This is a genomic window from Microcystis sp. LE18-22.4A (assembly GCF_027531105.1).
Taxonomy (GTDB): domain Bacteria; phylum Cyanobacteriota; class Cyanobacteriia; order Cyanobacteriales; family Microcystaceae; genus Microcystis; species Microcystis aeruginosa.
This window is the reverse complement of record NZ_JAPZRB010000339.1, coordinates 1-13,181: the sequence shown is the minus strand read 5'-3', so window position 1 is coordinate 13,181 and position 13,181 is coordinate 1. Positions and strand designations below refer to the sequence as shown.

Genomic DNA, 13,181 nt, shown 5'->3' with positions numbered 1-13,181 from the left:
AAGGGAGCGAAAGTCTGAGGAGAGAACCACCTCTGGGTGGGATTTCGCCAGGAATCTAATTCAAGTGGACTCGTTGAGCCATAAATTCACAGCAGTGATGCTAGAAGAATCCACGTCCGTTTACGGCGTGGGGTATGTCAAACTAAAAATTGTCTTAATATTCTAACCCTGTTGATCATGAAATCTCGTTATCGGCTGCGTCTTCAGATCTGTCTTGTCTTTCTCATTGTTGCTCTGACGAGTTTCTCTCCTTGGCTAACCCCTAGCGCCTATGCGGGGATCGATGATGATCGCCTCGATGGTAATATTTTTGTGGTCTATGCGGGTAATGGTTCCCTCGTGCCACCGCGTTTAAATTTAGCGGAAACTTTTCAACGGAAAATTCCAGCTATTATTGTCTATTATTTGGATGATAGTAGCGATTGTAAGCAATTTGCGGCGATTGTCTCCCGTTTTCAAGAGTTTTACGGTCGCGCCGCCAGTATTATCCCTGTTACTGTCGATTCTATCCCCTTAAAGTCTTCCTATCGTCCCGATGAACCGGGTTACTATTATCGCGGTGGGGTTCCCCAAACTGTGGTTTTAGACCAACAAGGTAAAGTGGTTTATGATGGTTTGGGCAATGTTAAATATGAAGATGTGGATGATGTCTTAAGAAAGGTTTTTGATCTTCTGCCTCGATCGGAATCGGTAGAGTTAAAAAGACGCTCTTTTAACGAGTTTAACGCTGAATTGCGCTAGTCACTTCGTTTTTTATCCTCAATTGAACCAAAAATAATCATTTAGAGATGCTGTCAGCAGCGTCTCTATCTTGTTCTTAGGAACAATAAAATTATTTACCTATTGCTTTTATTATCATTTAAGATTTATTTGAACCAAGAAATGCTAAAAAATTCAGATTTTATCTGGAGTAACACTTGAAAAATATTTGCAACAGTGCCAGACTAGAAAAATTTTGCTAACCTGATTATACTGAGAACAATAATCATTCTTATAGGTGTGGGAGACAGCAATGAAAATCAAGCAAAATTTCCTAACAGCAGCCATATTACTGGGTTTTTCTGGTCCGGTACTGGCTAATAGTCTCGAAAACCTCTCTAGTAACCCCATGGCACAGGTGACGACGGTGAATCAATTGCGGGATGTTTCTCCCACCGCCTGGGCTTTTGAGGCCTTAAGAAGTCTCGTGGAGAGGTATGGTTGTATAGTAGGTTATCCTGACCGCACTTTTCGCGGTGAACGCGCTTTAACTCGTTGGGAATTTGCCGCGGGGTTGAATTCCTGCTTAAATACCCTAGAAAGATTGATTCAAGAAGGAGTAGCGGTATTAAAAGAAGATCTAGACAGAATCAAGCGATTAGTCAGGGAATTCGAGACAGAATTAGCGGCCTTAGGGGCTAGGGTTAATAACTTAGAAAATCGAGTCGCTTTTCTGGAAAATAATCAATTTTCCACCACTACTAAATTAACTGGGGAAGTGGTGATGGCATTATATGGGGTAGCCACAGGAGAAAAAAACGGTGGTGAAGGGATTCCCCAAGTACCAGCTTTTGGTTATCGGGCCCGTTTAGAATTAAATACTAGCTTCACAGGCAAAGATTTACTCTATACCCGTCTAGCAACGGGAAATATTGCCGATTTAGCCGATACCACCGGAACTTTTGCAAGTACCTTAGCCTTTACCCAACCCGACGGCAACGATTTATTGCTAGAAGTTTTAAACTACAGTTTCCCCCTAACGGAAAATATCCAACTCTGGTTAGAAGCGACGGGAGGTGCTAAAGATGACTTTACCAATACCCTCAACTTTTTGGATGGAGATGGTGCTAGTGGGGCGCTTTCCGCTTTTGGTACCCGCAATCCCCTTTATTTTGCCCCCGGACAAACTGGACTCGGTTTACAGGGTAATTATGGGGCTTTCCAATTCAGCGCCGGTTATCTTGCCGGGGATGCTAACGATCCTAACCCAGGAGGGGGTTTATTTAACGGCTCCTATACTGCCCTAGGGCAGCTGGGTTATGTTCCAAACGATAATTTTGGCATTGCTTTATCCTACTTTCATGGTTATAACCAATTAGATACGGGGACGGGAAGTCAGCGCTCGAATTTCCAATTTTTCACCGAAGAACTATTCGGGGAGGCTGTCCCGACAATTAATAATAGTTTGGGGTTACAATTTAGTTGGCGAATTGTCGATGGTTTTGTCCTCGGTGGTTGGGGGGGTTACACAAAAGCTATCACCCTTAGCACCTTAGATGGACAACTAGAACGCGGGGATTTAGATATCTGGAATTGGGCGATAACTTTGGCTTTTCCTGATCTATTTAAGGAAGGAAATACGGCGGGTATTATTGTTGGTATGCAGCCTTGGATATCTAGTTCTAGTATCAGATTAAATGATGGCAGTTCCACTAATGATCCCGATACTTCCTTTCATATCGAAGGATTTTATGAGTGGAAGCTCACCGATAATATTGCCCTTACTCCAGGGGTAATCGTGATTACTTCTCCTAACTCAAATAACAACAATTCCACCTTAGTTATCGGCACTATCCGCACGACTTTTACTTTCTGATTTGTCTAGGCAGCTGGTCAGAAATAAAGATCAAGTATGACGGGATTTGACATCATCTCTCGACGACCGGCTGCTGTTCCGTCGTTCCCCAGTCTCCTATCGCTTTTAAATAGGATTTAGTATCAGTATAACAGTCAGTCAATTTACCATTCGCCGACGAGAATAAGCAGGGTAATCGCAGGTTATTTTGTATAAATTATAACAGACGAAAATCCCTGACTATGATTTTTAGCAGGTTGAACTAAGAGGAGTTAATCTGAGAGGATGTTTGAAAAGTCAGGAGACCACTAGGGGTAGTGTAGAGATATAGATGTTCCTCCGGTCTTGAAGATGACAACAAACCTAAAAGCCTATCCGGGAGACCTGACACGAGCGCAGGCCGAATTACTCCTACCGCTCATTCCACCGGCCAAAGAAGGGGGTCGCCCCCGAAGTGTAGATATGCTGGGTGTGATCAACGCCCTATTTTAGGCGTTGTCAAATTGAAAGATGCTCCGAATCAGCACCGGAACTGAAATTACTTTGATAGCAAGGATTGCATTGCATCTTTCATATTCTGATCTGACAACGCCCAAATTATTGGTGAAGCAGCGAGAGCAACTTCTCAAGAATTTAAAGCAAGATATCCCGAAGTGCCTTGGCGAGATGCCAGCGATCTAAGAAACTTAACTATTCATGAATATTTTTGTATTAATCTAGAGATTATTTGGGATATTGTTGAAAATGATATTCCTCCTCTAAAAGGACAAATCGAAGCTATTTTACAGGAATTTATTTGACGAAACCCAACCAAATTACTTAAATGTCGGGTTTCACTATCGTTCAACCCCACCTACTTTATTCTTCGATTTACTTGATGGCTACCGGCAAAAGATAGCCACCAGCAATTATATTAATTTATCAAAGTTTGAACTTTTCCTATTCCCCTTGAGTTGCTTGTCTAACCTGTTCGATTTCTAATTCTAAAGCCTGTGCTATCTGTTCAAAGTTTAATCCTAAGGCCAATAAACGAGGAATAGAGGCTAATTTTGCCGCTAATTCGCCTTCTTGTCGGCCTTCTTCTAAAGCTTCCTGATACACTTTAGTTTGTTTTAAATCGCTTAAACTAAACATCGCTTCTATCTCCTTTCTACTGACTTGGGGTAACTTATAAACCAAGATTGTCTCTATCAATTCTAAAAGTTCTTGCTGTTGTTTGACCTTAGGGAATGCTTGTCTAATCCGTGGAATTAATTGTTTTCCCTGCTCGATCGCTCTGGCGGTTGGTGCTATAATTAATTGTAACATTGATATTCCCAGGGATTCCCCTTCCCTTAATTCCTCGAGATAAAAACGTAAAATTCTGCCTGAGTTGATTAACTCCCCATAACGAGCCGTCTCTACGCTTTCCACTGAACGCCGAGGATAAATAACTACTCCCTGCCAGTTGTTGCTTAAGTCCGTTTGGTGGAGATAGAGAAAGATTTCACTAAAGAAACGGGAATAAAACCTATTATCTTTCTGAAATTGTACTTCGAGGAAATAGATAGGCTGATTGGGTGTATCAGGCAAAAAGACTCCATCGAGACGAAAGGACAATTGTTTAACTTCCACCGAGGAGAATTGATAAGAATTGGCGGTTTCGGGGGGAAGGTTCAACAAATCAAAGAAACAAGCGGGAAATCTTTGTAAGAGTTGATAGAAAATACTGTCAGTTTTCACGCAATTAAACTCAAAAAGATGCCTCTAGTTTAGCAGAAGTTTTTTGTTTTTTGTTTTTTAATTTTAAAAGGCTACCTCAACGAAACTTCACCGGGTTTCGGGTTCCTCAATTATATCCAATACCTCCTGCTCAACCAATCTAGAACGGAGAAGTTCTAACCCATCTTGGTCTGCTAATTCGATAATCTCGACAAGATAACGTCGCACCTGTTCAACAGTTGCCGGTTGCCATTGACGCAGTTTAATTTCCAGTTCTTGAATCAGGGCATCCATATTTCAGTTTTGAAAGCCAATATTATCAGGATAACATGGGTCTAAGTAAAAGGAAAATCGTCGAAGTAATGATCGATATCAATCGGGAACCATTCCCCATCTAATACCTGTTCGAGGGAGAAAGGAGGCTCGACAGGAATCGCGTCGCGAGTGACTGCTTTCGCTTGTATTAAAGTTTTCCGAGCGTTCGAGCAGGCTTTTTGAAAATAATCCCGTGCGTGGTTGGTGAGAGTAGTAGTTTCTAGCCACTCTCCTAGTTGAGTTCGGAAACTGGCGATTTCTCCTACCCAGTGACAGACGTTGCGTTCTCGCTCCCGTTCCGATTTGTGATAGGCTAACTTAAACAGGTGTTCGATAAGCTGGGTTAATAAACTTTCTACAGCCCGTCTGTCACTTTTCCCCATGCACTCCACTTCCTCGATCAGATTTTCCCAGTCCACGTCATCAAACTTTTTTAGCTTTAAAAGTTCGGCGGTTTTTGAAGCCCAGAGAACAAAATCCTGATCGTATAAGGCTTTCATTGATAAAGCTGTTTCTACTGCCATAGTTTCGTTCCAACTGATGATAAAACTATGTCTTTAGCTTAACTTTACTAGCGCAAACCTTTTAACTTTTTTGTCTTTTACTAAGCATTGTAACTCGATCTCATCAGACGTTATACAATAAATCTTGTCCCTCGATCGCATTGTCCCATGACTACCCCCTTCACTGCCGCAGAAATTGCCTCAGAAGGCATCAAACCCGAAGAATACGAAGAAATAGTCAAAAGACTGGGAAGACACCCCAACAAAGCCGAATTAGGAATGTTTGGCGTGATGTGGTCGGAACACTGCTGTTATAAAAACTCCCGGCCGCTGCTCAAACAATTCCCCACCACCGGCGAAAAAATTCTCGTCGGTCCGGGGGAAAATGCCGGAGTAGTGGATTTAGGCGATGGATTGCGATTAGCCTTTAAAATCGAGTCCCATAATCATCCTTCTGCGGTGGAACCCGTACAAGGTGCCGCTACCGGAGTCGGAGGCATCCTGCGCGATATTTTTACCATGGGGGCCCGTCCCATTGCTATCCTCAACTCCCTCCGTTTTGGTAACTTGGAAGATGCCCGCAATCGTCGCATTTTTGCCGGAGTCGTGGAAGGAATAAGTCATTATGGCAATAGTGTGGGCGTTGCCACGGTGGGCGGTGAGATCTACTTTGATAATGCTTACAATGGCAATCCCCTCGTTAATGCCATGGCTTTAGGGCTAATGGAAACCGAGGAAATCGTCAAATCCGGGGCAAAAGGCCTGGGAAACCCGGTTTTATACGTTGGTTCTACCACCGGCCGCGACGGTATGGGAGGGGCAAGTTTTGCCAGTGCCGAATTAACCGATAAATCTATGGATGACCGGCCTGCGGTGCAAGTGGGCGACCCTTTTCTGGAAAAATCCCTGATAGAAGCTTGTTTAGAGGCATTTAAGACCGGCGCGGTGGTGGCGGCCCAGGATATGGGGGCCGCTGGGATCACCTGTTCTACCTCCGAGATGGCGGCCAAGGGAGGGGTGGGAATTGAATTAGACCTCGATAAAATCCCCGTCCGGGAAACCGGGATGGTTCCCTACGAATATCTGCTGTCGGAATCCCAAGAAAGAATGTTATTTGTGGCAGCATCGGGACGAGAAGGCGAATTAATCGAGATTTTCCATCGTTGGGGACTTCAGGCTGTGGTCGCTGGCCGGGTAATTGCAGAACCGATCGTCCGTATATTATTTAAAGGGGAAATTGCCGCCGAAATTCCTGCCACGGCCCTAGCGGATAATACTCCGATTTATCATCGGGAATTACTGGCAGAACCGCCAGAATACGCCCAAAAAGCTCAATTATGGCAAGATAGCACGATTCCTATTCCCGAATCCTATAACGAGATTTTATTAAAACTGCTTGATAGTCCCTCGATTGCCTCAAAACGCTGGGTTTATCGTCAATATGACCATCAAGTCCAGAATAACACCGTTATTCTTCCAGGAGGAGCCGATGCGGCCGTGATTCGCGTGCGTCCTCTGGGTGCTAATCCCGCCAATTCTCGGCGAGGTGTAGCGGCGACTACAGATTGTAATCCGCGATACGTTTATCTTGATCCCTATAACGGAGCTAAGTTGGCCGTGGCGGAAGCGGCCAGAAACCTTAGCTGTGTTGGGGCCGACCCCATTGCTGTCACGGATAATCTCAATTTCGGAAGTCCAGAGAATTCAATCGGTTATTGGCAATTAGCCACTGCTTGTCAGGGGATTGCTGAAGCTTGTCGGGAAATGAATACACCGGTGACTGGGGGTAATGTCTCTTTGTACAACGAAACCGTTGATGCAGCTGGCAGCCCCCAGTCTATTTATCCGACTCCCGTGATTGGGATGGTGGGATTGGTGCCGGATATCGGGCAAATTTGCGGCCAAGGTTGGCAAAAAGCGGGGGATTTAATCTATATTTTGGGTTTCTCCTTGCCAACTATCGGCGCTTCCGAATATTTAGCCGTTATTCACGGTTTGGTGACGGGAAAACCGCCGGTAATTGATTTTGAGTTAGAAAGAAAGGTACAAGCGGCCTGTCGTCGGGGAATTCGCGCCGGTTGGGTGAAATCTGCCCACGATTGCGCGGAGGGAGGTTTAGCCATTGCTCTGGCAGAATGCTCTATTAGTGGCCAGTTAGGGGCGGAAATTGACCTTTCTTGGCAGCATCAAGGCCGTTTTGACGCGGTGTTATTCGGGGAATTAGCTAGTTGCATTATTGTCTCCGTTTCCTCCGAAAATCGGCAAGATTGGGAAGAATACCTAAAGACACAATTAGGAGACTATTGGCAAATAACCGGCAAAGTTAGCGAAAAAAGCGAGAATCTTCGGATTTTTGACCGGGATAAACAACCAGCGATCGATGTTAGTCTAGAAACTATACAGCAAGTTTGGTCAAAAGCGATCGAAAGAAGGCTTTAGGGAAGGAAACAGGAGTCGGTCGTCGGGAGTGAGGAAATGGGGAAATGGGGAAATGGGGAATTTCAGCTAAAACCCTAACACCCTAACACCCCAAAACCCCAAAACCCCAAAACCCTAAAACCCCAAAACCCTAAAACCCAACAACCCAACAACCCAACACCTGATAACTGTTCCCCACCCCTCAAATCCCCATAAATAAGGTGTTAAAAAGAGATTAAGATAAGTTAAGATTTTGTCTCAAAAGTAGCCCCAAGCCCCCACCCTCCCATGTCTAGCCATCCCGACTCATCCCTATTCTTGAACCGCGTCGATAAGCCTGAAGAAGCCTGTGGAGTTTTTGGACTCTATGCCCCCGAGGAAGAAGTAGCAAAACTGACCTATTTCGGACTCTATGCCCTGCAACACCGAGGACAGGAATCGGCAGGTATTGCCACCTACGACGGGGAAACGGTGCATTGTTACAAAGAAATGGGCTTAGTTTCCCAAGTTTTTAGCGAAACTGTCCTTAAAACCTTGCCGGGTACTCACGCCGTCGGTCATACTCGTTACTCTACCACCGGTTCTAGCCGTCGGGCCAATGCCCAACCTGCTGTGATCGAAACCCGTTTGGGTAAACTTTCCCTAGCACATAATGGCAATTTAGTCAATACTTTTGAGTTAAGAAATGTATTAGAAAAGCGCGGTTGTGATTTCGGCACCACCACCGACTCGGAAATGATCGCCGTCGCTATCGGCCAGGAAGTGGATAGTGGCAAGGATTGGATACAAGCGGCGATCGATGCCTTTAGCTATTGTAGCGGGGCTTACAGCCTTGTTATCGGCACACCGACGGGAATTATCGGGGCGCGGGATCCCAATGGTGTCAGACCCTTAGTAATTGGGGTTTTGCAAGAAGAAGGCAATCCCCCTCGTTATGTTTTGGCTTCGGAAACCTGCGGATTAGATATTATCGGGGCCGATTATCTGCGGGATGTGCAGCCGGGGGAATTAGTTTGGATTAGTGAAGATGGCTTATCTTCGGTGGATTGGGCCATGAAACCGGAGAAAAAATTATGCGTTTTCGAGATGATTTATTTTGCCCGTCCCGATAGCATTGTCCACGAGGAATCTTTATATACTTATCGGGTACGTTTGGGGGAACAATTAGCCAAAGAGTCGCCGGTAGAAGCAGATATGGTGATGGGAGTTCCCGATTCGGGTATTCCGGCTGCGATCGGATTTTCGCGCATTTCTGATATTCCCTACGCGGAAGGATTGATTAAAAATCGTTATGTGGGACGGACTTTTATTCAACCAACCCAACACATGAGAGAGTCGGGAATTAAGATGAAATTGAATCCTTTAAAGGATGTTTTACAGGGAAAAAGAGTTATTATTGTTGATGATTCGATCGTGCGGGGAACCACTAGCCGGAAATTAGTTAAAGCTTTACGGGATGCTGGAGCAAGAGAAGTTCACATGAGAATATCTTCTCCTCCGGTGACTCATCCTTGTTTTTATGGCATTGATACGGACAACCAAGAGCAATTAATTGCGGCAACTAAATCGGTGGCGGAAATTCAGGCACAAATCGGGGTGGATAGTTTAGCTTATCTCAGTCACGATGGGATGTTAACAGCAACGAAGGAAGATCCGAAAACCTTCTGTACTGCCTGTTTTAATGGCGATTATCCGATTCCTGTACCCGATAATGTTAAGCGATCGAAGTTGATTTTAGAAACAGTTAAATAGGGGTTGCTGAATAAATCTAAAAACCTTGCTGGGTAAGACTTTTAGACTTTTTATCAATCAAAAAGTACCAGAGATGGGAGTGATCGGGGGGAAAATTCCGGGACTTTTTCCCTGAAAATTAGGTAATTGACCAGGTGAAAATCGGTAAAACCCTACACCCCACACCCCACACCCCACACCCTGTCCCCACGAATAACTTTTTGCCGCAAACCCTAAATAGCCTCAAGGCTAAATCCTCTGAAAACAATCGGCAATTTCCTGGGGAGTTAAAAGAGAATTGGGATAACCGGAAAGTTGTCCTAATTTTTGTGCTAATAAAACTGCTTGGGGTGGAGTTAGATAGGTTTTGGCCAAGAGATCGGTTTGATGATAAGCTTGCCGGATTGGGGCATCTAAAAGGATAGTTCCTTGACCCATAATAATTACTCTTTCGGCGTATTCTGGCATTAAATAGAGGTGATGGGTGATCACAATCACCGTTTTGCCCATCTGGTGTAATTGACGACTCACCTCTAAAATTGCCTTAGCCCCTTGGTAATCTTGGCCGGTGGTGGGTTCATCGAAAACAACTATACGCGGTTCCATGGCTAAAATTGCCGCAATCACTACCCGCGCTCGATCGCCCTTTGGTAAGGAGAGAGGATGATAGGATCGATATTCTAGCAATCCCAGGGCTTCTAGACTTGCTTTCGTGCGTTGGGTAACGATTTCTGGAGGATAACCGAGATTAGTCAGGGCAAATGATACTTCTTTCTCGACAGTGGTGTTAAAAATCTGATTATCGGGATTTTGGGCCACATAACCGATCGATCGGGCTAAATCACTGACAGAAAAGCTATTGGTCGAACGTCCATCAATCATAACTTGACCGGTGGTTGCCGAGAGAAGATTGAGAAAATGCTTGACTAAAGTGCTTTTTCCTGCGCCATTTTGACCGATAATCAGCAGATATTCCCCTTCGGCAATATCGAGGGAAACATCCCGCAAAGCGGTAGTACCATCGGGATAGGTATGGCAGAGATTTTTTACCCTCAGTAGGGGGTTTAAGGGGTCAGAAACCGACGATAATGGAGGGGTTGTGGTGCTATGATGGTAAAAGGATTTAAGCTCGTTTAAACCAGCAAAACCGCGGTCTAGGGTGACAGGAATGGACTCAATCGCCCCGATTTTTTGATCGATCAAAGCAAAAGTAGTGGCCACTTGCGGGGGACGCAGGGCATTTTCCTGTAAACGCTGTACTTGGGAGTAGATCTCTGCCGGGGTTCCCATGGCTTCGATCGCACCTTCCCTTAATAGTACCAGGCGATCGGCATATTCGGCCATTTCCTCGGCCGCGTGGGAGACCATCACAATAGTGACACCGAGATGGCGATTTAATTCCTTAATGGTGGCGAAAACTTCCTGGGATCCCACCGGATCCAGTTGGGAGGTGGGTTCATCGAGAATTAACAAAGCGGGCTGAACTGCGAGAGCGGCGGCGATCGCTAATCGTTGTTTTTGTCCTCCCGATAGTTCCCCTGGCGATTTTTTTTCCATTCCCTCTAACCGGACTGCCGCTAAAACTTTGGGAATGCGCGCTTTAATTTCCTCTCGCGGTAGCCGTAAATTTTCTAAGGTAAAAGCGATTTCATTTTCTATAGAAGTGGCTAAAAGTTGCGTTTCGGGATCTTCAAATACTGCCCCCACATAGCGGGCCAAGGTGCTAACGGGATGGGTTAAAGTGTCTAAACCGGCTACTGTTGCATAACCAAAAAAACGTCCTCCGTAGAATTGGGGGACAATACCGTTAAGAGTTAAACAGAGAGTAGTTTTTCCCGCACCTGTGGGCCCGATAATACCTAAAAATTCGCCTCGATGAATTGCTAAAGAGATATTTTTAAGCACTAGATTGGAGGATTCGGGATAAATATAGGAAACTTTCTCTAATTGGGCGATGATTTCCATTATCGGTGGGGAATAGAAGACGGGAGTGGAGTAGATAGGGAGATATTTTTCAGGGAAATTTGAATGAGGGACGCTTCTATTTTTCGCTACCTCGATCGATGAACTTGATTATCACACAGGCGGCCTACTACTCTGTGATTTATCCTGCAATTGTACCAGTTACCCTTCGCCCGCTCGCAGAAAAACTTAATATTTTCAATCTTGACAAATTTGCTTTAAGGTGCTGAAAAAATCGGGGTAGGAAATGCCGGCCGCTTCAGCGCGATGGATAGTGGTGGGTTGACGGCAATTGAGGGCAGCGATCGCTAGACTCATAGCAATGCGATGATCGGTAAAACTGTCCACTTCCGTGCCGAATAGGCCTGTACCGCCGGTAATCTCTAAACCATCGGGTAATTCCGTTACTTTTGCCCCTAGGCGATCGAGTTGGGTGGCCATCACCGTCAGGCGATCGCTTTCCTTCACCCGTAATTCCTCGGCATCCTTGATAATTGTCGTTCCTTGGGCAAAAACCGCCGCTACTGCCAAAATCGGAATTTCATCGATCAGACGGGGTATAATCTCACCGGCGATCGTGGTTGCCTGTAGTTGACTGGATTTCACCCGCAGATCTGCCACCGGTTCCCCCGTCACCACCCGTTGATTTTCGAGGGTGATATCTGCCCCCATTGCCTGTAAAACCTGTAAAACTCCGGTTCTAGTCGGGTTTATTCCCACATTTTCGATTAATAACTCAGAATTAGGCACGATTGCCCCCGCTACCAACCAAAAAGCCGCCGAACTGATATCTCCCGGTACAATCACCGTTTGTCCAGTTAAAGTGGGATAACCCGTCACCGTGACGCTATTAGTCTCCCCATCCACCTCAATATTCGCCCCAAAAGCGCGCAGCATCCGTTCACTGTGATCGCGAGATAAAGCGGGTTCCGTGATCGTGGTTTTCCCCTCGGTTAAAAGTCCAGCGAGGAGAAGACAGGATTTCACCTGTGCAGAAGCAACGGGAGAATAGTAGTGGATCGGTTGCAGAGATTCCCCAGAAACGGCTAAAGGGGCCAAAGAATGGGCTTTTCTGCCCCAAATTTGCGCCCCCATTTCCTTGAGGGGTTTCACCACCCTGGACATGGGACGCGATCGCAGGGAAGCATCGCCGGTAACGACAAAAAAACGGTCCCGATGGCCGGCCAATAATCCTAACATTAAGCGGATCGTCGTGCCGGAATTGCCCGCGTCGAGGATTTCTAAGGGTTCCTCAAGATTGCCTAAACCCCTACCTTTGACGATCACTTTCTCGCTGTTGAGTTGGGAAATTTCCACACCCATGGCACGAAAACAACTAGCGGTACTGCGGGGATCTTCGCCCAATAATAACCCATGAATAACGGTTTCTCCTTCGGCGATCGCCCCTAACATCAGGGAGCGATGGGATATAGATTTATCGCCTGGGATGGTGATTTTTCCCCGTAATCCCGTGATTTTACCCGGATCGATGACTAAATCTTGATGGGATTGGAAGGGGTTAAGGGTGACAATAGACATGATCGTTAGGCAGATGAAGACAAGCTCGATCTATTTTCCCCCTTTACCTCGCCCTTTCCTTGTCAAGTTATGTAAAGAATATTAAGCTAGAAGCATTCAGTCATCAGTTTTTTGTCATGCCCACTACTGCCCAAGAAGTTTATAATCAAGTGGTTTGTCACTTATCATCTGGGGAACGTTTACGATTGGCCACAATCATTACTTGGGTAGATTGGCGATTTAGCGCAAAGGAGGCTCGAATCAAGCTCAAGCAACTTTATCCATCAATCCAGGATTGAATAAGTAGTAGGGCCTGTTCAGTAATTTGTTGAGCTACTTTTGACATCTCCCCGCTTTAAAAAGACGGGGATTCTAATCGGTGAATAGAAGCGGGTTGAAACCGCGCTTCTATTCGATTACGATATATTTTAGAAAGGCTATCCAATTTATATCGTTGTGGCACTGTCAAAGATGCCCTA

Annotated in this window: 11 protein-coding genes and 1 pseudogene; 7 read left to right on the top strand and 5 right to left on the bottom strand. The window is 45.5% G+C overall.

What is annotated here, in order from left to right; translation table 11 throughout:
* Positions 1-177: 177 nt before the first annotated feature.
* The 4 genes and pseudogenes from O9295_RS14990 (at position 178) to O9295_RS14975 (ending at position 3,354) form a co-directional block, all read left to right on the top strand.
* Positions 178-741 carry a thylakoid membrane photosystem I accumulation factor gene (locus O9295_RS14990; protein ID WP_288033594.1) on the top strand — a complete coding sequence of 188 codons (564 nt, stop codon included), beginning with the start codon at positions 178-180 and terminating at the stop codon, positions 739-741.
* Between the two features lie 271 nt (positions 742-1,012).
* Positions 1,013-2,575, top strand: coding sequence for an iron uptake porin (locus O9295_RS14985; protein ID WP_288033591.1), 1,563 nt, complete (start codon positions 1,013-1,015; stop codon positions 2,573-2,575).
* 330 nt (positions 2,576-2,905) lie between these two features.
* A pseudogene (locus tag O9295_RS14980) lies at positions 2,906-3,043 on the top strand (transposase); the annotation flags it as partial.
* A gap of 107 nt (positions 3,044-3,150) precedes the next feature.
* Positions 3,151-3,354 (top strand): HepT-like ribonuclease domain-containing protein, encoded by a 204-nt coding sequence (locus tag O9295_RS14975; protein WP_147069407.1) that lies wholly within the window; start codon positions 3,151-3,153, stop codon positions 3,352-3,354.
* A 139-nt stretch (positions 3,355-3,493) separates the two neighbouring features.
* Here the strand turns inward: O9295_RS14975 and O9295_RS14970 are convergent, their stop codons facing one another.
* The 3 genes from O9295_RS14970 to O9295_RS14960 all read right to left on the bottom strand — a co-directional run bounded on the left by O9295_RS14970 (position 3,494) and on the right by O9295_RS14960 (position 5,094).
* A complete protein-coding gene (locus O9295_RS14970) occupies positions 3,494-4,276 on the bottom strand; it encodes an Rpn family recombination-promoting nuclease/putative transposase (protein WP_288033588.1) in 783 nt (260 codons plus the stop codon).
* A gap of 87 nt (positions 4,277-4,363) precedes the next feature.
* Positions 4,364-4,549, bottom strand: coding sequence for a hypothetical protein (locus O9295_RS14965; RefSeq protein ID WP_287170399.1), 186 nt, complete (start codon positions 4,547-4,549; stop codon positions 4,364-4,366).
* Between the two features lie 41 nt (positions 4,550-4,590).
* A complete protein-coding gene (locus O9295_RS14960) occupies positions 4,591-5,094 on the bottom strand; it encodes a DUF29 domain-containing protein (protein ID WP_288033585.1) in 504 nt (167 codons plus the stop codon).
* A 147-nt stretch (positions 5,095-5,241) separates the two neighbouring features.
* Here O9295_RS14960 and purL point away from each other — a divergent pair, with 147 nt between their 5' ends.
* Positions 5,242-7,512 (top strand): phosphoribosylformylglycinamidine synthase subunit PurL, encoded by a 2,271-nt coding sequence (purL, locus tag O9295_RS14955; RefSeq protein WP_288033583.1) that lies wholly within the window; start codon positions 5,242-5,244, stop codon positions 7,510-7,512.
* Positions 7,513-7,779: 267 nt separating this feature from the next.
* Positions 7,780-9,243 carry an amidophosphoribosyltransferase gene (gene purF, locus O9295_RS14950; RefSeq protein WP_147071758.1) on the top strand — a complete coding sequence of 488 codons (1,464 nt, stop codon included), beginning with the start codon at positions 7,780-7,782 and terminating at the stop codon, positions 9,241-9,243.
* 228 nt (positions 9,244-9,471) lie between these two features.
* On the opposite strand, the gene O9295_RS14945 is transcribed toward purF, so the two are convergent.
* Both O9295_RS14945 and aroA read right to left on the bottom strand, forming a co-directional pair.
* Complete coding sequence (locus O9295_RS14945) at positions 9,472-11,187, bottom strand: ABC transporter ATP-binding protein (protein ID WP_288033582.1); 1,716 nt, start codon at positions 11,185-11,187, stop codon at positions 9,472-9,474.
* 195 nt (positions 11,188-11,382) lie between these two features.
* Positions 11,383-12,723 carry a 3-phosphoshikimate 1-carboxyvinyltransferase gene (gene aroA, locus O9295_RS14940; RefSeq protein ID WP_288033579.1) on the bottom strand — a complete coding sequence of 447 codons (1,341 nt, stop codon included), beginning with the start codon at positions 12,721-12,723 and terminating at the stop codon, positions 11,383-11,385.
* A 59-nt stretch (positions 12,724-12,782) separates the two neighbouring features.
* Here aroA and O9295_RS14935 point away from each other — a divergent pair, with 59 nt between their 5' ends.
* A complete protein-coding gene (locus O9295_RS14935) occupies positions 12,783-13,001 on the top strand; it encodes a hypothetical protein (protein WP_147071763.1) in 219 nt (72 codons plus the stop codon).
* The last annotated feature ends 180 nt before the right edge of the window (positions 13,002-13,181 follow it).

What these genes read in the sequence shown, in the direction of transcription:
- O9295_RS14990 (WP_288033594.1), top strand. Translation starts at nt 178, where the DNA reads ATGAAATCTCGTTATCGGCTGCGTCTTCAGATCTGTCTTGTCTTTCTC.
- O9295_RS14985 (WP_288033591.1), top strand. Translation starts at nt 1,013, where the DNA reads ATGAAAATCAAGCAAAATTTCCTAACAGCAGCCATATTACTGGGTTTT.
- O9295_RS14965 (WP_287170399.1), bottom strand. Translation starts at nt 4,549, where the DNA reads ATGGATGCCCTGATTCAAGAACTGGAAATTAAACTGCGTCAATGGCAA.
- O9295_RS14960 (WP_288033585.1), bottom strand. Translation starts at nt 5,094, where the DNA reads ATGGCAGTAGAAACAGCTTTATCAATGAAAGCCTTATACGATCAGGAT.
- purL (WP_288033583.1), top strand. Translation starts at nt 5,242, where the DNA reads ATGACTACCCCCTTCACTGCCGCAGAAATTGCCTCAGAAGGCATCAAA.
- purF (WP_147071758.1), top strand. Translation starts at nt 7,780, where the DNA reads ATGTCTAGCCATCCCGACTCATCCCTATTCTTGAACCGCGTCGATAAG.
- O9295_RS14945 (WP_288033582.1), bottom strand. Translation starts at nt 11,187, where the DNA reads ATGGAAATCATCGCCCAATTAGAGAAAGTTTCCTATATTTATCCCGAA.
- aroA (WP_288033579.1), bottom strand. Translation starts at nt 12,723, where the DNA reads ATGTCTATTGTCACCCTTAACCCCTTCCAATCCCATCAAGATTTAGTC.